Raw genomic sequence first — 23,599 nt, 5'->3', positions numbered from 1 at the left:
TCAGTCTTCCATCTCCACATAGATGCGTTTGTTGATCTTGCCTTTGCTTTTGTAGTCGACGATGCGCATGCGCCCAACTTCACGCGTGTTGGCGACGTGCGTGCCGCCGTCGGCTTGCAGGTCGAGGCCAACCAGTTCAACCGTGCGAATTTCGGCAATCTCTGGGGGCAGCAGGTTGATTTTGGTGCGGATGAGGTCGGGGATTTGAAAGGCCTCTTCGCGGGGCAGGATGCGCACGCGAACATCGCGGGCGGCTTCCACTTCGCGGTTAACGGCTTCTTCGATCACCGAGATAAGGTCGCGGGAGAGGTTCTCAAACTCAAAATCCATACGGCCTTTGAGCGGGTCCATATCTCCGCCGGTAACGTGAGCGCCGAAGTCTCGGTAGATTACGCCGCAGAGAATATGCATGGCGGTGTGGGTGCGCATGAGCTGGTAGCGGCGCGGCCAGTCGACGCGCACGGTAACGGCGTTTCCCACGGCGGGCAGGGGCGTTTCGGGGGAAAGGTAGTGCCAGGCTTCACCGCCGATTTTTTTCGCTTTAATGACAGGGTAGGTTTGAGAAGGGGTTTCGAGCAGGCCGGTGTCGTGGGGCTGACCGCCGCCTCCGGGGTAGATAACGGTGCGGTCGAGTTGAACGGCATGGGTTTCGGTGTCGAGGGCGGCAACGCGGGCCTCGATGCTTTGCAGGTAGCTGTCGAGCTGGTAAGCAAGTTCAGTCATGGGGGACGTCCTTGTGAAGAGATGAGGTGTATTCCGGAGGGAAGTGTAAGACTTTTTTGCGCGGAAGGCAAGACCCCCTCTTGCGTCTCCCCCAAAATCTGCGATTTTTGGGAGAAAAATGAAAGAGGTCCATACTTGTGGGCGAGGAGATGGAGTAAAAAGCGTCTATTTTGTTGATTGAAAGTAATTACAAACCTTTTTATAATCGAAGATGGTTTTTCCTTTTCTGAATGATGAATTCCCAATGGTGGTCGATTCCAACCGGGGATTGGAGGCTCTTCATGGTCAGTGAACATCACACACCAATCAGCACCGCATTACAGGATTTGCTTTTTGAACGCATGCCTATGGGTGTGGTGATGCTGGACGAGGAACTGCGGGTGCAGCGCTTTAATCCGCAGTGGGCTGAATATGGGATGCGCCATTTTGTGGGCGATGAGAAGGTGATGCGGCCGGGGGTGAAGATATTCGACCTGATGCCAGACCTGGAAGGACAGGCGCGCCCCTTGTTTGAACAGGCGCTGCGCGGGCAGGTGGTTCGCAAGACGTCTCTGCCCATGCGCCAGGCGGAGAAAACTACCTATTGGGACACCGTTTTGCTGCCGCTGGAAGAAAAGGGTGAAATCCGCGGTGTTTTACAGGTGGTGACGGACCGCACGGATGATGTGCGCACGCAGCAGGACCTTTCCAAAACGCTCGAGTCTCTGCGTGAGCGCGATGAGCGCTTTAACCTGGTGATCAACGGCACCAACGATGGGGTGTGGGATTGGAACCTTGTAACGGATGAGATTTACTTTTCGCCGCGCTGGAAGGCGATGGTGGGTTTTCAGGATGATGAGCTTCCCAATCACCTGGATAGCTGGCTCAAGCGGGTTCACCCCGATGACATGAACGCGGCCATGCAGTCGATTCAGGCGCATCTGGATGGCAAGACGGATATTCTGAATTTTGAACACCGCGTGCTGCACCGCGATGGCAAGTACCGCTGGTTCTTAACCCGCGGCATCTCGGCGCGCGATTTATCTGGGCGCGCTTACCGCATGGCAGGGTCTGATACAGATATTACCGAGCAAAAAGAGGCGCTGATCAAGCTGCGGCGCAGCGAGGAAGATTTACGCTCGCTGATGGAAAACGCGACGAATTTCGCGATCTTTCGAGTGAAAGCCGATTTGGACCAGCCTCAGAGCAGGAAGATCGTGTTGGTGAGCCCTTCGGTAACGGAAATTATTGGAACGGACGAGCCGTATAACTACGCGGCATGGTTCAAAAACCTGCACCCCGACGATCTGGAACGGATAAAACAAGCCAACCAGAAAACCTGGGAGAAGGGGCAGGCTTTTGACCAGATTGTGCGCGTTTTCAACCCCAAGAAGAACGCCTGGAAATGGATTCATGTTCTTTCAACTCCGGTATTCAACGCGGCCGGTCAGGCCACTCATTACAATGGGCTGGTGATGGATATCACGGAGCAGAAAGAAGTGGAAGAGAAGCTGCGCTTCCAGAGCCAGTTTGAGGCGCTGCTGACCGATATTTCCACCCACTTCATTAACCTGCCGTCAAATAAGGTGGATGAAGGTATTCAAACCGGTTTGGGTCTGCTGGCGCGCCTGCTGGGCGTGGAGCGCGGGTATGTGTTCCAATATCTGGATGAGGGACACACAATGTCGAACACACACGAATGGGTGAGCGAGGGAACGGAAAGCCTGCAAGCGGATTTACAGGACTTCTCGATTGACGCGCTGAAATGGTCCAACCAAATTCTGCTCAATGGCATGGTGCTGAACGTGCCGGATGTGGAGGCTATGCCCGAAGAAGCGCGCCTGGAGCGGGAACTCTTTGAGCAGCAGGGGGTAAAGTCGATCATCTCCATCCCGCTGAGTTATCAGGGGCAGGTAATCGGCTTTTTGGGATTTGACTCGATCCGCGAGACCAAGACCTGGTCAGATTTTGAAATTCGCATGCTGCGTGTAGTGGGGGAGGTTTTTATCAACGCGCTGGAGCATCAAAAGGCGCAGCAGGTGCGTGAGGGCCAGAGTCGTTTTATGGAATTGCTGGCCACCGAGGGGTCTTTCAGCGAAACGCTGACCGCGCTGGTGAGCATTGTGGAAGAACAGATGCCGGGTATGCTGGGTCTGGTGCTGCTGCTGGATGAAGATGGACGTTATCTGCATGTGGGCGCCGGGCCGAGCCTGCCGCTGGCTTACCTTGATTTTACGGAGGGCTTGGAAATTGGACCGCAGGTTGGCTCTTGCGGTACGGCGGCGTTCCGCAAAGAGCGGGTGCTGGTTAGCGATATCGCCATAGACGCGCGCTGGCACGCCTTGCGCGCTGAGGCGCTGAAGCACGGTCTGCGGGCATGCTGGTCGGAGCCGGTGATGGGTGCCGATGGCCGTTTGTTGGGCACCTTCGCGATGTATTACCGCTACCCGCGCATGCCGCGCGAAGCGGAACTGCACACCATGGAAGTGGCCGCGCACCTGGCCGGGATGGCGATTGAGCAGAAACGCAAGCAAGAAGACCTGCAAACTGCTTTTCAAACGCTGGAACGGCGGGTGGAGGAGCGCACGCGAGAAATTGAGACGCGCCGGAAAGTGGCCGAAAGCCTGCGCGACATTATCGCGGTGATCAATTCCAACCGCACCCTGGATGAAACCTTGGACTTCATCGTTGAGAAAGCGGACAGCCTGCTGGATACGAGCGTGGTGGCCGTGTATCTGCTGGAAACAGGCTCGGAGCGGTTGCATTTGCAGGCATCTCGGGGAATGGACACCGATATATTGGAAAATATGCGCGTGTCAGTGGGGTATGGGACCGTTGGCCGGGCGGTGGGTGAGAAGCGCGCGGTCTATTTCTCGGATATTGACCAGATCAAGGTGTTCTCAAACCCTGAAAAATCGCTAGGCGAGCACGATGTGCGCATACGCGATGACCAGTGGGATTTGCTGGAATTGTTTAAGAGCCGTTATAAAGCGATCCTGGCAGTTCCGCTGATCGTTAAAGACAATGCTCTGGGTGGTCTGGCCATGTACTACCCCACACCGCATTACTTCAGCGATGAGGATATAAACCTGGCGATTACCTTCGCGGACCAGGCCGCACTGGCGATTGAGAACGCGCGCCTGTATGAGGTGGAGCAGCAGCGCCAGTTAGAATTGCAAAATCTCTATGCGGATGCGCGGCGGCGGGCGGAAGAAATGCAGACCCTCAATACGGTGCAGCAGGCGATCACCAGCCGGCTGGACCCGGACTCGGTGCTGCAAATGATCGCGGACGCGGCGCGGCGGCTAACCAATACCACCATGAGCACAGTTTTCCTGGTGGATGGAGACGATCTGGTGCTATCGGTGCTCTCAGGAAAGGTGGACAAATCATTAATTGGGTACCGCATGCCGATGAAAACATCGGTTGGCGGCCTGGCGCTGGAGATGGGCGAGTCGATCCTGATCACCGATTCAGAGACGGATGTGCGCGTTTTCACCGAGGTCACCCGGATGGCGGGCGTTCGCTCGTTTCTGGTGGTGCCGCTGCTGGCGGAAAACAGGCAGATTGGCACCATTACGGTGGCAAACGACCAGCCGGGCGGTTTGCGGCCAGAAGATGAGCTGCTGCTGACGATGCTTGCCACCGGCGCGGTGATCGCGCTGGAAAACGCGCATTATTACCGTGAAGAACGCGAGCGGCGGCAAGAGGCCGAGCGCCGGCGGGTGGTGGCCGAAGGCCTGCGCGAGATTCTCTCGGTGTTAAACTCCAACCGTTCGCTGGAAGAGATTTTGAATTTCATCACCATCCAATCGTGTGAGCTGTTGGGGGCGAGCAGCACATTGATCCGCCGCAAACAAGACCATACCAATGAATTTGTGCTGGATGCCAGCTTTAATGTGCATCCGGAGATTGCTCATCTGGCAATCTCTCCCATTCTGTATGAAAGTGGTCTGGTGTTGAGGCAGCGCAAGCCAATGGTGATTCCGGATATTAAGGCGGTTTACCATAAGCTGGCGTTGAAAAACATGGCCCCTGAACAAGCACATGCGATCAACCTGCTGTTGAAAACCTACAGCAGCGCGTTGGTTGTGCCATTGTACATTCAAGAGGCACTGTTTGGCAGCCTGACTTTCTTTTACACCCAGCCGCGTGAGTTCAATGAAGAGGATACGCGCCTGGCGATGACGCTGGGAGATCACACCGCGCTGGCGGTGGAAAATGCCAGCTTGCGCAGCGAGGCGCAGCGCAGCGCGCAGAACGCCGAGCGGCGGCGCAGAGTGGCCGAAGGCCTGAATGTGATTGTGCGCACACTCAACTCGAGCCGCTCACTTAATGAAGTATTGAGTTTAATCGTGAACCAGGCGCGCGATCTGTTGGGGGCGAGCGCGACGATGCTGAGGCGGGGAGATTTTAAGCAGCAAATGGTCATGACGCTGGCCAGCTCGGGTTTGCCGGAAGAATTTGACGTGATCCAGATGACGCCGCTGATTTACACTCCCAAAGATCAGGTTCTCATCTCTCAGAAGCCGCTAGTGATCAAAGACATTGCTGCCGCCTTTGGACCAGATCTGGAGAACCCGGACTTAAACGATATTCACCGGCAGTGGTATCAATTGAAGATCAAGTATTTCAAGAGCTACCTGGTAATTCCTATTGGGCTGCGCGAGCCGGATTTACCGGAAGCCAAGGGCTTTGGCAACCTGACTTTCTACTTCACTGAACAGCAGGAATTCACTGAGGAAACGATTCAACTGGCGCGCATGCTGGCGGATCAGGCGGCGCTGGCGCTGGAGAATGCTCATCTGCGGCAGCAGAGCGAGCAGAGCGCGGTGATTGCCGAACGCAACCGCCTGGCGCGGGATTTGCACGATGCGGTTACCCAGACGCTGTTCTCGGCGAGCCTGATCGCGGAGGTACTGCCGCGCATTTGGGATCGCAACATGGATGAGGGTAAACGGCGTCTGGAAGAGCTGCGCCAGCTAACACGCGGCGCGCTGGCCGAAATGCGCACGTTGTTGATGGAGCTGCGGCCAACCGCGCTGCTGGAAGCGGAAATTGAAGAACTCTTCCGGCAGCTTTCAGAGGCTTTTATGGGACGCTCGCGGGTGCCGGTGAAGCTGACGCTGGAGAAGAACTGCACGATGCCCCCGGATGTGCGTGTGGCTATGTACCGCATCGCGCAAGAGGCGTTAAACAATATCGCCAAGCACGCGCATGCCGAACAGGTGGAACTGAGCCTGTTTTGCCTGCCCGGTCAGGTCAAATTGATTGTCAAGGATGACGGGCGCGGGTTTGATATGAGGAATATCTCATCCGATCACCTGGGTGTGGGTATAATGAAAGAACGCGCTGAGGCCATTGGCGCGATACTGACAATCTCAAGCGAAATTAATCGGGGGACCCGCATTGAAGCGGTCTGGTCCGGCAACCAATCAGAAGGAGACTAAATGAACGCAAATCAACCGATCCGCGTAATGCTGGTGGATGACCATAATGTAGTGCGCAGCGGCCTGGGGGCATTCTTGATGGTGTTTGATGACCTGGAACTGGTTGGAGAAGCCAGTAATGGCCGGGAAGCAGTGCGCCTGGCGGAACGACTGCAGCCAGATGTGATTTTGATGGACCTGGTGATGCCAGAGATGGACGGCGCGGCGGCTACCAAAGCAATTCGCGAAAAATGGCAGAATATTCAGATTGTGGCGCTGACCAGTTTCAAGGAAGACGAGCTGGTGCAGGGCGCGCTGCAGGCGGGGGCGATTGGATATCTGCTGAAGAATGTGGGGGCAGATGAGCTGGCAGACGCGATTCGCTCGGCGCACGCGGGACGGCCCACCCTGGCGCCAGAGGCGGCCCAGGCGTTGATCCATGCCAGCCGTATGCCTGCCGACCGGCCGGGATTTGATTTGACCGATCGCGAGCGGGAGGTGTTGGAACTGCTGGTGGAAGGGTACAGCAATCCAGAGATCGCGGATAAACTGGTGGTAAGCCGATCAACGATTAAATTCCATGTATCCAGCATTCTCTCCAAGCTGCATGTAACCAGCCGCACCGAGGCGGTGGCAGTGGCCTTAAAAGAGAAATTGGTGAAGAAGAAGGATTAACTTATCAAACGATCCCCCGCCGCGGCGGGGGTTTTTGTTTGGTCAGGCGAAACCTGGCCAGTTGACCAGGTAAGACCTGACCATTTGCGTGTTGAAGCGAGCAGGGGTTGGAATTAATCTTTAAGCAGCTTCTTTACATTATTTTGATTGTTAAGGATGACTGATTTGGGCTTTTACGGGCACACCTTCCCAATTTTGATGGAAAGCTTAACGCCCCAGGCGGGTTGTTGGGCGGGGAGGAAGAATGGACTGTGCCGGATTCCACTTGAATTGTTGTTCCCCAAAAAGATGAAGATCATTCCTGGCCAGGCGGCCAGTTTGAATTTACCCCAGTCTGCCAGCTCGCAAACCCTTCCATTGAAGGGCTTGCGAAGGTGAAAGACGGGGTATGCTAGAAGCACGACATTTAAGTCTATCTGTACTTTGAAATTCGTGGTTTTTCCCGCGCACAGGTTGAGTCAATTTCCTACCTTGCCTGCCCGCATCTTCAAACCTGGAGGAAAATTATGACGACCATTCTTCTTGCTGATCATGACCCTAAAGTTCGCTCTGCGATGCGTTTACTTTTAGAGCAGCAGCCGCAGTGCGGCCAGATTATTGAACTGGAAAGCAGCGATGGCCTGGTGGATAAGGCGTTGGAACACCGGGCGAAGATTGTCATTCTGGAGTGGGAGCTGCCGGGCGTTACAACCAACGCGCAGTTGATCACTCAGCTGCGCAGGGAAATTGAGAATGTGAAAATTGTCAGTATCAGCGGGCGCGAGCGGGTGGGCCAGCTGGCGATGGCGCTGGGGGCGAACGCGTTTATCAATAAATCTGATTCGCCTGACAAATTGTTGGACTGCGTGCAGAAATGCTGCGGTGATCATTCTGCTGAAGGCGGCGCGTAGCGACTCAACGGTTTTCCTTTCTTACCTGCAACTTATGGACCATTCCGGCGTATATGATAACGGATCAAGGGGCTTGATCACGGTTCTTATTTTGTTTTTATTTTGCTCCGACTGAATCAGGTGAACCTATGCTTACGAGCCTATTTCGCAAAAAATTGGAAGTGCCGGTAGTACAAACAACGGGTGAATCCCAGCCGATTGTGCGCATTCGCGACCTGGTAAAAACCTACAGCAGCACGGCGGGAGACTTTACGGTGTTGAAGAACATTCATGTGGATTTTTACCCCGGTGAATTTGTGGGAGTGATTGGCAAATCCGGGTCGGGGAAGTCCACGTTGATTAATATGATCACCGGCATTGACCGGCCGACGCAAGGTGAAGTCTATGTGGGGAACGTAGCCGTTCATTCGATGAGCGAAAATGAGATGGCGATCTGGCGTGGGCGTAACATGGGGATCGTGTTTCAGTTCTTCCAGCTTCTGCCGATGCTCTCGCTGCTGGAAAATGTGATGCTGCCGATGGACTTCTGCAATATGTACAGCGTGCCCGAGCGGTATGAGCGGGCAATGTACCTGCTGCGGATGGTGGAGATGCAAGACCACGCGAACAAATTGCCTTCGGCCATCTCAGGCGGGCAGCAGCAGCGGGTGGCTATTGCGCGGGCGCTGGCCAACGACCCCCCCGTGATTGTGGCCGACGAGCCCACCGGCAACCTGGATTCAAAGACCGCTGAAGCGGTTTTCGCGATGTTTGAGCAGTTGATTGACCGCGGCAAGACGATTGTGATGGTAACGCACGATTCAAGCCTGGCCAAGCGCGTTACTCGGACGGTGTTGATCGCGGATGGCGAAGTGGTAAACGAGTACGTTTTCCGCGCCATGCCGACGCTGACGCACCAGCAAATGCTGCATGTCACCAAAGAACTGGTGCCAATGACCTTTGAGCCGGGGCAGGTGATTATGCGCGAAAGCGACCCTGGAGATCATTTCTACATTGTAACCGAGGGCGAAGTGGAAATCGCGCTGAAGCGGCCCGACGGCGTGGACGTGGTGGTTACGCGGCTGGGGCCGGGCAAGTATTTTGGCGAAATTGAGCTGATGCAAGACCGCTCCGCGGTGGCGACGGTGCGCGCGGCGGCCAGCGGCGTTAAAGTTGCCGCGCTCGACCATGCCGATTTTGACGCGCTGTTGGCTGAGTCGGAGCAAACGCGCAACGCGATGGAATACAATGCCAGCAAGCATTTGAATGAGAATGTGAGCGCTCGAGACGGAGAGAAGTTATGATTTCGGCTCAATGGCGGAAGGTGTTGAAGGATCTGTGGAGCAATAAAATCCGCACGATCCTGGTTGTGTTATCCATTGGGGTGGGGGTTTTCGCGGTTGGGATGGTGACCTCCTCCTTTGACTTTCTGTTAAACGACATGCAGGCCGATTATCTGGCTGCTAATCCGCACGGAGCGAGTATCTATTGCGATCCGTTTGATTCAGCGCTGCTCAATTCGTTGAAACGGGTTGAGGGCGTGAAGGAAGTGGAGGGGCGCGCCAGCACCTCGGGAAAAGTGAATCTGCCCACAGGCGCGGAATATTCCATATTGATGTACCAGGTAGAAGACCTGGAGGAACGCAAGATTGACCGTTTTGAGCCTATGATCCCTGGCGAAGAAATGCGGCTGGGAAGGCGCGAAATTCTCATCGAGCGGTCGGCTATCGGCTTGTTGGGCGTGAAAGTGGGCGACAAATTGGCGGTCACGTTGCCTGACGGCACGGTCCGCGAGTTGACCGTGAGCGGCTTCATCCACGATGTAACTCAGGCGCCGGCTATTTTCAGCAACATGGCGTTGGGGTATGTCAACTTTGATACCATGGCCTGGCTGGGAGGCTATCAGCAGTACACGGAAATGGTACTGACGGTAACCGAAAACCCCATGGATGAAGAACACGTGCGCGAGGTCGCTACGCGGGTAGCCGAGCAGGTAGAAAAAAGCGGTCGGACGGTGTACTTTACCCTGGTGTACCAGCCAGGGCGGCATTTTGCCTCAGACATCACCACCGCCCTGGCGGCGATGCTGGGTGTGCTGGGGGCAATGGCGGTGGTGCTGAGCGGCTTTTTGGTGATCAATACTATCGCGGCGCTGTTAAGCCAGCATATCCGCCAGATTGGGATGATGAAGGCAATAGGCGCCAGCACAAGCCAACTGCGGAAAATGTATTACATTTTGGTAGAGGCGTTTGGGCTTATGGCGTTTCTCATCGCCGCGCCGCTATCCATTGTGGTTGGCTATCTGGTTGCGCTGGGCATCAGCAGTTTTCTTAATTTTGATCTGCAAGGGTTCCGCGTTCCCGCGTCCACCCTGGCGCTGACGCTGCTGGTGGGGCTGGGTGTGCCATTTGTGTCTTCACTGCTGCCTGTGCGGCGCGGAACGCGCATCACGGTGCGTGAGGCGATCAGCAGTTACGGTTTGAGCAATGGAAAGTTTGGCGATAACTGGATCGACCGGTTGATTGACCGCATCCGCGGACTGCCGCGCCCGGTGCTGATTTCGTTGCGCAACGCTTTTCGCAAGAAGGCACGTATGCTGCTGACGCTGACGACGCTGTCGCTGGCGGGGGCGGTATTTATCGGTGTGATTAACGTGCGCGATTCCTTCTATCTGGAAATTGAGAAAACGCTGGGCTATTTTCTTTCCGATGTGAATGTGAACTTTGACCGCTATCATCGCATGGAAGAAATCCAGCCGCTGGTGGACGCGATTCCGGAAATCACTGCGGCCGAGGGGTGGGGATATTCTATGGCGGAAGTGCTGCAGGCAGACGGGGTGACCTCGGACCAGATCACAATCATGGCGCCGCCGGCCGGTTCAAAGCTGGTGCAGGCCGATATTACCAGCGGGCGCTGGCTGCTGCCTGAGGATGAGAACGCGATTGTGGTGGGTAACCACTTTATCAAGCTGCGCCCGGATGTGAAAGTGGGTGATACGCTGACGCTGACCATGGATGGACAGAAAAGCCAATGGAAAGTGGTGGGAATCTATAATATGGCAGGCACAGTCATCCCGCCGATGGTGTTTGCCAATAAAGAACCGCTGAACCGTACCCTGAATCAGATGGGTCGAATCTTTGACCTGAGGGTGGTAACCGAACAGCATGATCCCCTAACACAGCAGCGGACGGCAGAAAAGATCAAAACTCTGTTTGAAGCAAACGGCATTAAGGTAGCCAGCGTAACGACAGGCGCGGAAAATATGGCGCAGCAGTCGACGGTGATTAATATTCTAATCTACACGCTGCTGGTGATGGCGGTGCTGATCGCGCTGGTGGGCGGGCTGGGTCTGATGGGCACGATGTCGATGAACACGCTGGAACGCACGCGCGAGATTGGCGTGATGCGCTCGATTGGCGCGTCGGACCGCTCGGTGCTGGAAATGGTGGTGGTGGAGGGCATGGTGGTCGGCCTGCTGAGCTGGGCGATTGGCATGATTCTCGCCTTCCCGATAACCCTGTTTCTTAATTATGTGATCGGCGTGGCGTTTGTGAATGTGCCCATGCGCTTTGTACTGGCGCCCGATGGCTATTTTATCTGGATGATCATGGTGCTGGTGATTTCGGCCATTTCGAGCTTATTACCGGCGCGCAATGCGACCCGTTTGACGGTGCGCGACGTGCTGGCTTATGAATAATTCAGGTGGAGCATTGACGATGAACAAGGAGACCGTTTCGATTCGGGCAGCCAATGGGCTGTATTTGGTGGGGTTGATTCTGTTGATTTCTCTCGGCTCGATCATGCAATTGACGAGTTTCTACCCAGGACTGATCGCCACAGAGCTGGTTTGTATTCTGGCGCCGGCGCTGATTCTGGTGTTGATCAAGCGCCTGCCGCTGCGTTCATCGCTGCGGCTGAACTGGCCGGGCTGGAAAACAGCCGGGCTGGCGCTGCTGCTTGGGATTGGCGTTTGGCCGTTCGCGGCGCTGATTGATGTAACCATGTCGCAGGTGATGGGTTATAGCATGCCTATGCCGGCAGACGCGCTGCCGCGTACGGCGACCCAGGCACTGCTGGCGTTTCTTGCGCTGGCGGTCTCCGCGCCGCTGGCCGAGGAAGTGTTCTTTCGCGGCCTGATCCAGCGCGCATATGGGGCGCGTTATGGAAAGTGGACGGGTATCTTGATCCCGGCGCTGCTGTTTGTGATCTATCACATGCGCCTGCAAGGGCTGCCCGCGCTGCTGCCGATCGCGGTGTTGATCAGCTGGGTGTACTGGCGCACGCAGTCGCTGTGGACGGCGATGCTGGTGCATTTTGGGAACAACGCTTTCTCCAGTTTGGTAAGCATTCAAAGCTCGTTCAACCCTTCGAATCCGCTGCCTGTCTTTTCGATCTGGGCGGCGCTGGTTGGGTTGGCGGTGGTACTGGTGGGCATTGTTCTGCTGAGCAAGACCGCTCCCGCGGTTGTGGAAGAGGCCCGGGTTGAAACTGTGGAAGGCGAGCCCGGCTGGCTGGCGCGTTACTGGCCGGTTTTGGCGGCGCTGCCCATTTACCTGCTGATGGCCTTGGGCGAACTGGTGGTAGGCAAGTTCCCGGAAATGCTGGCGATGGGGCAAACACTGCAACTACGAGACCCGGCCTGGAGCGAGCCGCTGGTGATGAATTACCAGCTGAACCACAAAGGCGGCGAGGCGGTGGGTGAGGCGCAATGCCAGTTAACTCCCGCGGCGGGCGCGTACGCGCTGGATTGCAACATTCAGCAGGAGACGTTTGAATACCAGACCGGAAACAGCCTGTGGGCGGGTGAAGCCTATCAGGATCATCTCGAAGTGCGCTGGTTGGCGGAGGATATGAGCCTGACCGCGCTGCAGCGCGAGCGAACCAACACGAAAGGTGTTGACACGGTGAAAGCCCAAACCGAGGGCGGCGAGGTATCTTTGAGTGTCTCGCAAGATGGCACGGCCACAGGAAGCCTGTCATTCCCCGCCGACACGCTGGTCATTGAGGAATGGCCGTGGCGGCTGATGGGCCAGACCTTCAGCGCCGGGGTGGCGCGTGAAACGAGCGTGGTGTGGCCCGCGCAGTATGACGCCAGCCTGGGGATCAGCACGATCACCCAGCGCGATCAGGTGATGGTGGTGATTGGCCTGGACACGGTTACCGTTCCGGCCGGGACGATGTTCACCTGGAAGGTGAAATTGGGAGACCAGACGGCCTGGTATGAGCTGGATGCCCCTCACCGGTTGGTGAAGTGGGACAACGGCATGATTACCTATGAAATGACGGAATAAGTGAAATTGCACAGCCGTAAATCGCTTGTGGATGTAGAATCAATTCCATGAACGAGGCAACTCCCAACAAACGGCTGTATCTGTTACTGGCAGGGCTGGCGGGCGCGCTGGGCATCGGGTTGGTGGTTGGCGCGGGGCTGCAAGCCCTGCCCGCGCGCCAGACACAGGTCGCAGCGGAGAACACTGCCACCGCCGAAACGCGGCGCTTCGCGTGGAAAACGGAAACGCCACAGGTGATTGAACTACAGATTACGCGCATGCCCAGCCCCACGCCGCGGCCGGCAATCGAAATTGTAAAATCCGGCTGGCGGGTAAGCAGTGAAGGGCGGGCGCGGGTGTTTGCCGTGCTGCGCAACAACCAGCCTCAGGCGATAGATTTCACCCTGGTACGGGCGACGGTGCTTAACTCGCAGGGTGAGGTGATCGGCAGTGGCGAAAGCTACACTTTGCTGGACGTTACCCCGCCGGGAAGCATGAACGGCGCGGTGATTGAGATCGCTGTGGAAAGGGGCTCCATCGGGGAGGTGGTGTTTGAAATCTTGCCGGAAGAATATCGCGGCGAGTACATTCAAGACCAAATTATGGTTACAGGGGCAACAGTTCGACTCAATGCTCAAGGAATCCCGGCGGCGGCGGTGCAAGTTTTGAATAAGGCGGGTGAGGCGGTGGAGAAACCGCTGGTGGCGGCGGCGTTGTTTGACGGCAGCAGCCATCTGGTAGATATTGTGACTGGGTCGCCCGAAAAAGGCTACTGGAGCCCTGGAGAAGCCAGCGAGGTGTGGATTGGGCTGCCGGAAGAAGTGGCCGCGGATGTGGTTCGCGTGGAAGCGTGGGCGCAGGGATACAGACCGTGAAGATAAAGAGAAGACCGCCGGGGGGATACCCATCCGGCGGTCTTGATTCTATGGGCTACTCTGGGGGGGTAGTCAGCTCTGTGCGCAGCAGATCGAGATGCAGCCACCCGTTGGGAGAAGCAGTAAAACCCTCCAGAGAGGATGAATACGCCACTGTGTACGCCGGCTGGAGGAGGAAGAGATAGGGCGCGTCTGCCCAGATTTGCTGGGCGGCCTGGCAGTATTGGGCTTCGGCCAGCTCGGGTTCCAGCTCGTTCCTGGAGCGGGAGAGAAGATCATCGACTTGCGGGTTGGCGTATTTACCGCCATTCAAAGCCCCATTGGAACGGAACCACTCGTCGAGCGCAGCGGGGGAGAAAGAGGGAGATTCAAACTGCACAAAATACAGATCGTAATTGGCGAGGGGCTGATTTTCAATCACTGAGCGGGGATAGTCTTCACGCGAAGTGTAATCCACGGTGAGGTTGATGCCAACCAGGGCGAACTGGCTGCTCATGGCTTCGATGAGGGCGCGGTCTTGTCGGTAAAGGCCTTCGGGAGCCAGGGCGCGCAGGGTAACTCTTTCCCAGGGGAGCGGCGAAGAGGAGAGACTGGGGTTGTATGCGTAGTCTTCCTCGCCGGCGCAAGCGCCGAACATGCCGATGGGGTAGATGCCGGAGGGCGCTAGCGCGTCGCCCATAAAGACGGTCTGGATGAGCGCGGCGCGGTCAATGGCGCGGTTGAATGTCTGCCGGACCTGAAGGCTGTTGAAGAAGGGGCGGGTAAAGTTAAAGGCCATAACTTGCATCTCAGGAAGAGCCAGCAGGCGGGTTTGCAGGCCGGATTCTGCAGTCGGAAGCGGGTCGCGCTGGGCGGCCTGCGGGAAGATGCCAAGCAGAGCCTGCCCGGCAGTGAGCTGGTCGCGGACTTCGGCGGCGGAAGGAACCAGGCTTACGCGCACGAGATCAAAAAACACGGGTGCGCCTGTGTACTCGGACCGTTTCAAGAAGGTGAGTTGAGAGCCGGTCTCCATGCTCACCAACCGGAAAGGCCCGCTGCCGGCGGGAGAATCGGCCAGGCTGGCAGAGGGGCGCGAGATCCACTCAGGCGAGATGATGCTCAGGCGCGGATTGGCCAGGGCTTGCAGGAAAGTGTTGCAAGGCTGCTTAAGGCGGATGGCCAGAGTGGCTTCGTCGACGGCATCGATGGTGTCAATGATATTGTAGGGGTAGACGGCGGCTGCGCTGCCAGCGGTGAGTAGAAACTCATTCAGGTTCTGGGAAACAACCGTGGCTGTGATGGTGGCCCCGTCGGAGAAGGACGCGCCTGTGGGGATGAAGAAGGTGTAAGAGAGACCGTCTGCGGTGGCTTCCCAACCGTAGGCCAGCCCGGCAATGGGATTCCCGGCAGTATCGAGTGCAACGAGGGTCTGGTAGAGCAAAGATTGCAGCGCGCGCGCTTCGGGTGAAGATTCGGTGCGCGGATCGAGCGTTTCAAAAGAGGGCGAGAGGACAACGGGGAGTACTGCCGCGTCAACCGGGATTGCGATGGTGGGTGTGGGCTGGGGCGGGGTGGTGGGTGTGGGTTCAATGGTGGCGGTGGCCGGTACAGCGGTGGGAGCGGAGCTAACCGGAGGAGCCGGGGTGGTGAACAGCGCGCAACCCGCGGCCAGGAAGGTGATGAGGAATAAGGTGGCGAGCCCACGCAGATGGATTTTTCGCATGGTCTTCTCCTTGTTTGGTTGTTGGGTGGGTTGATATTGATTATAACGGGATTTGACCTCGCTGAGGGATTTGCGCGCAAAGGCTGGTGTTATTGTCATCAACCTGGAACTTAGCAGAATCTCCGCCGCAAGACAAGGAAACCACTATTTTGCTGCCGAAGAGAAAAAAACACCCAAGAATGGAGAGCGGAGGGTATAATCTCTGCTCATGCGTGATGGTAAATCGATCCTTCCTTATCTGGCCCTGGGCGGCGGCGTGCTGGCGCTGACGCTTTCCAGTCTATTTGTGCGCTGGGCGCAGGCGCCGGGGGTGGTAACCTCTTTTTACCGGATGGCTATTGCCGCGCTGCTGCTGGTTCCACTGGGGCTGCGCAGTTGGCGTGGACTGCCGGCCTTCTCGCCGGGGCTGCTGGTTTTCCCGTTGATTGGAGGACTGTTCACGTCGCTGGATCATGGTTTTTGGAGCACGTCCATTCAATTCACACGGGTGGCAAATGCCACTCTGCTTAACAATATCGCCCCGTTGTGGGTGGCGCTGCTCTCTTATTTGTTTTGGCGGCAGCGATTAAGCGGGCGTTTTTGGGTGGGGCTGGCCTGCGCGTTGAGCGGGGCGGCGGTGGTGCTGGCCAGCGACTTAATTCTGCACCCGCATTTCAGCGGCGGCGATGCTCTGGCACTGCTTTCGAGTGTGTTTTACGCGGCCTATTTTCTGGTGACACAGCAGGGACGCAAGAAGCTGCCGGCGCTGGCCTATATCTGGCTGATGACCGCGGCGAGCGCGGTGTGCCTGCTGGCGGCCAGCCTGGGAATGGGTTATTCGCTGGGCGGGTATTCGCGTGAGACGTGGCTCGCATTTGTGGGAGCGGCGGTGATCTCGCAGGTGGGGGGATACTTTATGGTGAGCTACGCGCTGGGTCACCTGCCGGCGGCGGTGGTTTCGCCGACGATGATTGCGCAGCCGGTGCTGACCGCGCTGGCCGCGATTCCCCTGGTTGGCGAGCATCTGGCGATTTGGCAGTTACTGGGCGGCGGCGTGGTGCTGCTGGGCGTGTATCTGGTCAACACCGCTCAACCCCAAAAAGAAACCAGCCCGGCCGAAGCCGGACTGGTTGAAGCGCAGAATGATACAGCCGGGAGCTAATCCACCACCTGCAAGTTGATGTAAATCACGCACAGGTTTTTGCTGCCGCGGAAAAGTCCCCAGGCGGCTGAGTACTGGCCGGCATCTTTGGGGGTGATCATATCAATCGCAAATTCCACGTTTTCTCCGGGTTTCGCTTCTTTGGTTAGTTTATAGCTGTCGGAGGCCGTTTCGTATTTGTCGCCGGTGATGTAGCGGAGTTCCATGTCGTCATCACTCCAGGTGAAGGTGCCGGTGTTTTGAACAGTGATGCGGACGTCGAAGTCGGTGGAGGGGCGGAACTGGTTATTATAAACAGGAGATACACTGACCACTTTGCACTCCGCGGGCGTGGTGTTGGCGGCCGGGCGCGCGGTTGCCGTGGGAACCAGCACAACCGATGTTGTGGGTGCCTGGGTGGCATCCGGCAGGGTGATGGGAGTCGATTCGGCCTGGGCCGGCTGGGCGGTATGAGTGGGGGCTTCTGTGGCGGTGGCGGTTACCGTGGCCGACGGGAAGAGGGCGGCCTGCTCAGTGAGCTGAACCGCAACGGTTTCGGCGGCAGCGGTGCGCAGCAATATTACCTGCTGTTCCATCTCGGTTGGGTTGAGGGTGGGGGCGGCCTGCGGAGCCGCCGGACCGCAACCCGCGAGAAGCAAAATGGTTATGAAGGCCAGCACAATGGCGGCCCGGGTTCGCTGAATATTCATTTTATTCTCCTAATGTGTCTCGGTTATCAAAGGAACGATCTTTAGTTTACTACCCGCCTTGATTATGCGCCGGTTTTTGCTGCCTGTCCAGAGTGGAGTGGGCAGCTTTAGGCCTGGTCACTGAGCCAGGATGCCAGCAATCCGCAGAGAACAGCTCAATTTTTTCTCAGATTAGCACATGGAAGCCTACGGTTGGGTTAATGATTTCAACGCTCTCTTGAATAGGGGTCGTTTTTGAACCGGGATCTAAAGCTCGTTGTATTCGGACGGCGGAGGTGGAGCGATCTCTACGCGGTTGCGGCCCTGGAGTTTGGACAGGTAGAGCGCGTGGTCGGCGGCGTCGGTAATGGCGGCGGCGGAAGAATAAGCAGGAAATTCGGCGACACCGCAGCTAAAGGTCGTTTTGAAGCGGCGGCTGCCAGACACCTGATTGATGTTGGCAAAACCGCGGCGCAGCTCATCCAGCACTTTGCGGGCTGTTTCGGCATCGGTTTCGGTGAGGATGATGGCAAACTCCTCGCCGCCGTAGCGGCCGATGATGTCGGTGCGGCGCAGGCGCTGTTTCAGCAGGCGCGAGAGACTGCGCAGCACGCGGTCTCCGGTGGGGTGACCATAGGTGTCATTGATTTTTTTGAACTGGTCGAGGTCGAGCATGGCAAAGGAGATGGTGATGTTGTGCCGGCGGGCGCGAGAGATTTCCTGTTCCAGGCGTTCTTTAATGGTGGTGTGGTTGAAAAGCCCGGTGAGGCCGTCGCGGGTCATAAAAGAACGCAGTTTGCGATAACGCTCGACGCGCGAGGTCACAGCGGTAATCAGATGATGAGGCTGGATGGGCTTGGCGAGGAAGTCGTCGCCGCCGAAGCTCATGGCTTCCAACTGTTTATCTTTATCAGTCTCTGAGGAGAGGTATACAATGGGAACGCTGACAAAGGTTTCGTTCTGACGGATGACCTGAGCCAGCTCCATGCCGGTGCAGTCTGGCATGTACATATCGAGCAATACCAGGTCGGGGTTGAATTCAGCCAGGGCTTCGAGGATCGTCATAGGATCGGTGATAATGTTGACTTGCATACCGGCCTTTATCAGCACCTGGGCGTAGAGTTTGGCCTGGAATTTCGAGTCTTCCACGAGCAGAACACGATACGGTTCAATGGGGTGGCTGCCGCTGGCGCGATCGAGGGCGTCGATGAGCGAAACCACATCGACGGGTTTGGTGAAGTAGGCCACGCCGCCGGACCGCACGGCCTGCAGGCGGGAGGAGAGATCGTCGTATTCGCTGATGAAAATGAGTGGAACGTGAGCGGGGAGCGAATCTTGAAGGTCATGAATAAAGGCAGCGTCGCGCAACTCACCGTTGGAAAAGACCACGTCCATCAATACGGCGGTGGGAAGAGAGTTGTTGATGGACTCTTTCAACTCTTCCATGGTGTGGAATGAATTTACCTGGTAGCCAAAATAGCCAATCTGGGTGATCAATTCCTGCTGGTCTGTAGAGGTGGTTTCTTCAAGGTAGACAAGCTGGCCATATTGGCGGAATTTGGTTTCTCGAGGCGCGGGGGCGGCAGGCAGTTTAGCGGTTTGGATCTCTTCGAGGGACTGTTTGAGCTGGCTGACTTCTTCATGAATGGCTTCGATGGTAGAACGGGTAAGGCCGCGCTCGGTGAGAATCTGGTTGATCTCGCTTTCAATGTTCTTGGCCGATTGATTAACTTCGTGCAGGCCCAGCGCGCCGCTGCGCCCGGCCAGTTCTACGGCCAGATTTTTGATGCTGGATAGCTCTGTGACGGCGCGATCATGTTGCAGATTGGCATTGAGAAAAGAGGCCAACTGCATAATCCTCGCAGATAGCTCATGAATTGTGGATGAAGCCCCGGAATGATTATCTTGTGGAGAGGTATCTGTCTCACCCATAAGGATCCTAAACTCTCTTGATTCCTGGCTGTCTGTTGGCGAACAAGGCGGTCGTTTTTTCTCACACCGCAGTCGAGATTGTCAAACCTGTCTAATGAAATTATACATGAGCATTGCGCCTGGCAAGAGCAACAGTAATGGGATGCCAGAAAAAGGGGTCAGCGCTGAGCCAACCCCACGGCGTCAAGCGGAACTTCTCCAACCGAACCCGCGGGCACTTTCATGCTCATCTCGAAGTTTACGGCCACACCGTAGACTTCGGGGATTTCAAGCGTGCCGAGCGAGACCCAACCGGCCGTGTCGGTGTTGAGAGAGATGGTTTCGGGGTCTTTTAAGAACTCATCACCGTTGACGAGGAAATGAAACTCGCCTTCTACTGAGCCTTTGGTGGCCGGCAGGTAAGCGAAGATCTCGTAGTTGGCAACCGGAATAACATTATCAGATTTCCAGGTGAGGGTAACGTCATATTCGGGGTTGAGGATCGACTGGTAGCGGTCGCCCCAAGAGCGACCTTCGCGCTCAAACAAGGGGTCGCGCACTGTCAGGTTGGCGCTGAGATCGTCGTAGACATAATTCAAACCGCTGTGAGGCAGCTCAGAGAGCAATTGTCCGGTCGAATCGGGCAGGCGGGTGATCAGCACGCGGTCAATGGCAACGATGGTGTACTCGTTGCGGTCTTCCCAAGCAGTGGAGATGGTGAGGAGATCAGGCTGGTCGAGTTTATAGATGCCGATGGATTCCCATGTGCTGTTGGTTTGCGGCGGAGTGGTAAAGCTGGAAGAGAAGAGTACGCGCGTGCGGCCAGAGATAGGACCGATCTGGCCGGTGCTGTTGGAGACAACGTAATCCAAAACGCCGCCAGAACTGTAAGCCGTGTCGAGAACGTAGATCTGGTAGTAGCCGGGGGCAAGTGGTTTATCGAGCGCCCAGGTTGCCGAACCCGCGCTGTAGGTGGCGTAAAAGTCGTCTTCAAAATCGATGCCCAGGCCGAGATCAGCTGAATTGGTCCATAAAATGGACGAGAAGGGCGGATCAACGGTAACGCTGGTGTCATTGTTGAGAACAATGGCCTCCAAAGCCGGGCCTGGAATCGGAGGGTTGACCTGGCTCAGGTCTTCCACCTTCCAAGCGGAGGCAGGATAAGGGGTGGCGCTGGGCAGAGGTGTGTCTGAAGGCAGGGGTGTGATGGTGGCGGTGGTGGTGGGCAGCAGGGTGGCCGTGGGGGGTAAAGGGCTGGGGGTTGGCGTGCCGCGCACTTTCGCGAGATAAGAGGGGGCGGTCATCCAGATGGATAACCCCAACGAGATGAGGACGATGGTTAACAAAAATCCGATTCCCAGCGTGGGAAGAAGGGATTGAAAAGAGCGGGGTTGGGCGGTTTGGTTTTCTTTTTCTTGCATAGACCTGTGCCGTTTCATCGGTATTAGCCAATATCATACTATAAAAACGCGTTTTTTTGCGAGCGGATTCAAGGTGAGGGGTCTGTATAAGGTTCTGAGGGAGTAATAATGGACAATAAAGATAGAATTAGATAATATATAAACATAAAATAGTTTGATATGGAGGTATTATGGCGACCCATTATCAGGGGACAGAAGAAGAAATCCGTAGTTTGAACGCCTTCATCAAGCTGACGCGAGCGGCCAATTCGGTAATGTCGTATCTGGCGGCGAATGGGGCGTACAGTGATTTGACGATCACCCAATTCGGCGTGCTCGAGACTCTCTATCACCTGGGGCCGCTGCCGCACTGCGAGATCAGCGCGAAGCAGTTGAAAAGCACCGGCAACATGACCCTGGTGATTGATAACCTTGAAAAACGCGGTTTGGTGAAGCGGGTTCGCAGCCAGGATGACCGGCGGGTCGTTACCGTGCATCTGACATCTGAAGGGAAGGCGTTGATTTCGGCCATCTTCCCGCAGCATGTGGAGAGGATTGTGGAGTTGATGGGTGCGTTGAACGCCGAAGAACAAGAGGAATTGGGACGCCTCTGCAAAAAACTTGGGATTTCACTGGCCGAGAGGGTCCATCCGGCGTAATCGATCCAGATAGAACCTCCCGGCTGGCAAAATCCAGTTAGCGGTATCCATTACTGACCATTACAGGAGAACAACAATATGTCTAAAGTTAAACTCTCAATTATTTATTACAGCTCAACGGGCGCAAATTACCAGATGGCGCTGGCTGCAAAGCAGGCGGCAGAAGATGCCGGGGCTGAAGTCCGATTGCGCAAGGTGCAAGAGCTGGCTCCCCAGGTGGCCATTGATTCTAACCCGGCCTGGAAGCAATATGTGGAAGACAGCAATGATGTTCAGGTGGCAAGCCTGGATGATCTGGATTGGGCAGATGCCTATTTATTTGGCGCGCCAACCCGATTTGGAAACGTTGCGTCTCAAATGAAGCAGTTTATCGATACTACCGGCCCATTGTGGGCGCAGGGGAAACTCTCCAACAAGGCGGTAGCTGCATTCACCAGCGCCCAGAACCCGCACGGCGGGCAAGAAAGCACGCTGCTGGCGCTTTATAACACGTTTTATCATTGGGGCAGCATTATCGTGCCGCCCGGTTATACAGACGCGGCGGTCTTCGCGGCTGGTGGAAACCCGTATGGTGTGAGCACAAGCGCCAACGGTGAGCCGGTATCCGCGGCGGCGCTAGACGCGGTGCGCTACATGACGCGGCGGCTGGTGAAGGTGGCGGGCTGGATCAAAGCCGGTCAAGGGTAGACGATCATTCATGGGGGATCAAGACGGGCAACAGGTCGCCTTGATCCCCTAAAGGAAGAGGCAGGCGAATGCGTAAACGAATTTTGGCGGTTTTCGCGCACCCGGATGATGAAGCGTTTGGTGTGGGGGGCACGTTGGCGCGCTGTGCGGCTGAAGGGCATGAGGTGGAACTGGTCTCGGCGACGAGGGGTGAAGCCGGTGAGATTTCTGACAGCCGCCTGGCAACCGCCGAGCAGTTGGGTGAAGTGCGCGAGCAGGAATTGCGCTGCGCGGCGAAGGCGTTGGGGATTCAAGCTGTGCATTTTCTGGATTACTGCGATTCGGGGATGGATGGAACGGACTTGAACCGCAGCCCGCTGTCGTTTGTTAATGCCGATGCCCACCAGGTGCAAAGCAAGCTGGTCGAGATTATGCGCCAATTCCGCCCGGATGTGGTGATCACTTTTGAACCCAACGGCGGATACGGGCACCCGGACCACATTGCCATTCACCAGCACACGGTGAAGGCGTTTGACCTGGCCGCCGATGAACAAGTCTGGCCGGGGTTGGGCGCGGCGCACCGGGCTGAGCGGCTGTTCTTTACGGGCATCCCACAGTCTTTCTTCGCCGGTCTGCGCGAGACGATGCAGCGCCTGGGGCAGGACGCGAGCGATCTGGCCTGGCTGGAAAAAGCGCAGACCGACGCGTGGGAGGCGCAAATCAACTTCGCGGTGGACGTAAGCGATTATGTGGATGCCAAATGGCGGGCTTTGGAATGTCACGCAACGCAGTTTGGACCGCAGAATCTGTTTCGCCGGGTGCCTGCCGAAGAGATGCGCCGGTTAATGAGTGTGGAATATTTCTGGATGGCGCGTCCAACTGCGCCATTCGGCCAGCAGTATACGGATTTATTGGCAAATTTTTAAATTGCATCTTCTACTTTATTTTTAGGGGTCTTGATTGAGGTAACCATGAACGAGCAAGTGCGAATTTTGGGAATAGGTGGAACGCTGGCCGAAAAGTCGACCAGCCTGGCGAGCTTGAAGAAGGCGTTGAGCGCGGCTGAAAAAGCCGGAGCGGTTGTTGAGCTGCTTGATTTGCGCGAGCTGGACCTGCCAATGTTTGTGCCGGGCAAGCCGTTGGAAGCGTATGGCGAGAACGTGAAGCGGCTGGTGGAAAGCGCCAGGAACGCGGACGCCATGATTTGGAGCACGGCGGCCTACAATGGCAGCATGGCTGGTTCTTTCAAGAACGCGATGGATTTTCTGGTATTTCTGAAACAAGGCGGCCAATCTTTTTTGGAAAATCGCGTGGTGGGGTTGATCGCTTCTTCGGCGGGTGATCAAGCCTCAATCAACACGATCCGCGCGATGACGGATGTGGCGCATTCTCTGCGGGCGGTGGTATCTCCGCTGAGCGTGCCGCTGCATTTCGCGGCCAGGAAGGTGGATGTGGAGATGGGCGCGATGGAAGAGGCTGCCGCGACACGCCTGGAACTGTTGGGATCGGTGGTAACCGACCTGGCGGTGCGCATGAAGGGTGTCGCCTATCCGACGATGAACTAGGATGTCGCTCAGATCTTCACAACCTTATCGTTAAAAGAAAACTCCCCCATTTTCCAGATCGAAAAAT

At 56.4% G+C, this 23,599-nt stretch carries 17 protein-coding genes; 12 read left to right on the top strand and 5 right to left on the bottom strand.

Features of this window, described 5'->3' with window-relative positions:
* Positions 1-723 carry an alanyl-tRNA editing protein gene (locus tag ADN00_RS07835; RefSeq protein WP_075062407.1) on the bottom strand — a complete coding sequence of 241 codons (723 nt, stop codon included), beginning with the start codon at positions 721-723 and terminating at the stop codon, positions 1-3.
* Between the two features lie 281 nt (positions 724-1,004).
* Between ADN00_RS07835 and ADN00_RS07830 the strand changes: the two genes are divergently transcribed.
* The 7 genes from ADN00_RS07830 to ADN00_RS07800 all read left to right on the top strand — a co-directional run bounded on the left by ADN00_RS07830 (position 1,005) and on the right by ADN00_RS07800 (position 13,820).
* Positions 1,005-6,152 carry a GAF domain-containing protein gene (locus ADN00_RS07830; protein ID WP_075062406.1) on the top strand — a complete coding sequence of 1,716 codons (5,148 nt, stop codon included), beginning with the start codon at positions 1,005-1,007 and terminating at the stop codon, positions 6,150-6,152.
* Positions 6,153-6,806, top strand: a complete 654-nt coding sequence (locus ADN00_RS07825) for a response regulator (RefSeq protein WP_075062405.1) — start codon at positions 6,153-6,155, stop codon at positions 6,804-6,806.
* Between the two features lie 506 nt (positions 6,807-7,312).
* A complete protein-coding gene (locus tag ADN00_RS07820; protein ID WP_075062404.1) occupies positions 7,313-7,696 on the top strand; it encodes a response regulator in 384 nt (127 codons plus the stop codon).
* 128 nt (positions 7,697-7,824) lie between these two features.
* Positions 7,825-8,979 carry an ABC transporter ATP-binding protein gene (locus tag ADN00_RS07815; RefSeq protein WP_075062403.1) on the top strand — a complete coding sequence of 385 codons (1,155 nt, stop codon included), beginning with the start codon at positions 7,825-7,827 and terminating at the stop codon, positions 8,977-8,979.
* Positions 8,976-11,372, top strand: coding sequence for an ABC transporter permease (locus tag ADN00_RS07810; protein ID WP_075062402.1), 2,397 nt, complete (start codon positions 8,976-8,978; stop codon positions 11,370-11,372). Before ADN00_RS07815 ends, ADN00_RS07810 begins: the two co-directional genes overlap by 4 nt.
* A gap of 19 nt (positions 11,373-11,391) precedes the next feature.
* The gene (locus ADN00_RS07805) at positions 11,392-12,966 is read left to right on the top strand and encodes a CPBP family intramembrane glutamic endopeptidase (RefSeq protein ID WP_075062401.1); all 1,575 of its coding nucleotides are present in this window, start codon (positions 11,392-11,394) and stop codon (positions 12,964-12,966) included.
* Between the two features lie 47 nt (positions 12,967-13,013).
* The gene (locus ADN00_RS07800) at positions 13,014-13,820 is read left to right on the top strand and encodes a hypothetical protein (protein ID WP_075062400.1); all 807 of its coding nucleotides are present in this window, start codon (positions 13,014-13,016) and stop codon (positions 13,818-13,820) included.
* A 55-nt stretch (positions 13,821-13,875) separates the two neighbouring features.
* On the opposite strand, the gene ADN00_RS07795 is transcribed toward ADN00_RS07800, so the two are convergent.
* Complete coding sequence (locus ADN00_RS07795; RefSeq protein ID WP_075062399.1) at positions 13,876-15,522, bottom strand: ABC transporter substrate-binding protein; 1,647 nt, start codon at positions 15,520-15,522, stop codon at positions 13,876-13,878.
* A gap of 208 nt (positions 15,523-15,730) precedes the next feature.
* Here ADN00_RS07795 and ADN00_RS07790 point away from each other — a divergent pair, with 208 nt between their 5' ends.
* The gene (locus ADN00_RS07790; RefSeq protein ID WP_075062398.1) at positions 15,731-16,663 is read left to right on the top strand and encodes a DMT family transporter; all 933 of its coding nucleotides are present in this window, start codon (positions 15,731-15,733) and stop codon (positions 16,661-16,663) included.
* Here ADN00_RS07790 and ADN00_RS07785 read toward each other — a convergent pair.
* The 3 genes from ADN00_RS07785 to ADN00_RS07775 all read right to left on the bottom strand — a co-directional run bounded on the left by ADN00_RS07785 (position 16,660) and on the right by ADN00_RS07775 (position 20,663).
* Entirely contained in the window at positions 16,660-17,352 is a 693-nt protein-coding gene (locus ADN00_RS07785) for an NBR1-Ig-like domain-containing protein (RefSeq protein WP_075062397.1), read from the bottom strand. The genes ADN00_RS07790 and ADN00_RS07785 overlap by 4 nt on opposite strands.
* Positions 17,353-17,598: 246 nt before the next feature.
* Positions 17,599-19,185 (bottom strand): response regulator, encoded by a 1,587-nt coding sequence (locus ADN00_RS07780; protein WP_160317488.1) that lies wholly within the window; start codon positions 19,183-19,185, stop codon positions 17,599-17,601.
* 236 nt (positions 19,186-19,421) lie between these two features.
* Positions 19,422-20,663, bottom strand: a complete 1,242-nt coding sequence (locus tag ADN00_RS07775; RefSeq protein ID WP_075062395.1) for a hypothetical protein — start codon at positions 20,661-20,663, stop codon at positions 19,422-19,424.
* Between the two features lie 170 nt (positions 20,664-20,833).
* Here ADN00_RS07775 and ADN00_RS07770 point away from each other — a divergent pair, with 170 nt between their 5' ends.
* The 4 genes from ADN00_RS07770 to ADN00_RS07755 all read left to right on the top strand — a co-directional run bounded on the left by ADN00_RS07770 (position 20,834) and on the right by ADN00_RS07755 (position 23,532).
* Positions 20,834-21,301 (top strand): MarR family winged helix-turn-helix transcriptional regulator, encoded by a 468-nt coding sequence (locus ADN00_RS07770; protein ID WP_075062394.1) that lies wholly within the window; start codon positions 20,834-20,836, stop codon positions 21,299-21,301.
* A gap of 78 nt (positions 21,302-21,379) precedes the next feature.
* Entirely contained in the window at positions 21,380-21,988 is a 609-nt protein-coding gene (wrbA, locus tag ADN00_RS07765; RefSeq protein ID WP_075062393.1) for an NAD(P)H:quinone oxidoreductase, read from the top strand.
* Positions 21,989-22,056: 68 nt separating this feature from the next.
* Complete coding sequence (locus tag ADN00_RS07760) at positions 22,057-22,893, top strand: PIG-L family deacetylase (RefSeq protein ID WP_075062392.1); 837 nt, start codon at positions 22,057-22,059, stop codon at positions 22,891-22,893.
* Positions 22,894-22,938: 45 nt separating this feature from the next.
* The gene (locus ADN00_RS07755; RefSeq protein WP_075062391.1) at positions 22,939-23,532 is read left to right on the top strand and encodes an NADPH-dependent FMN reductase; all 594 of its coding nucleotides are present in this window, start codon (positions 22,939-22,941) and stop codon (positions 23,530-23,532) included.
* Positions 23,533-23,599: the final 67 nt, after the last annotated feature.

This window comes from Ornatilinea apprima (genome assembly GCF_001306115.1).
In the GTDB taxonomy this organism is placed as follows: domain Bacteria; phylum Chloroflexota; class Anaerolineae; order Anaerolineales; family Anaerolineaceae; genus Ornatilinea; species Ornatilinea apprima.
The sequence above is the reverse complement of the archived record's forward strand: the minus strand, read 5'-3'. Positions and strand labels throughout refer to the sequence as shown.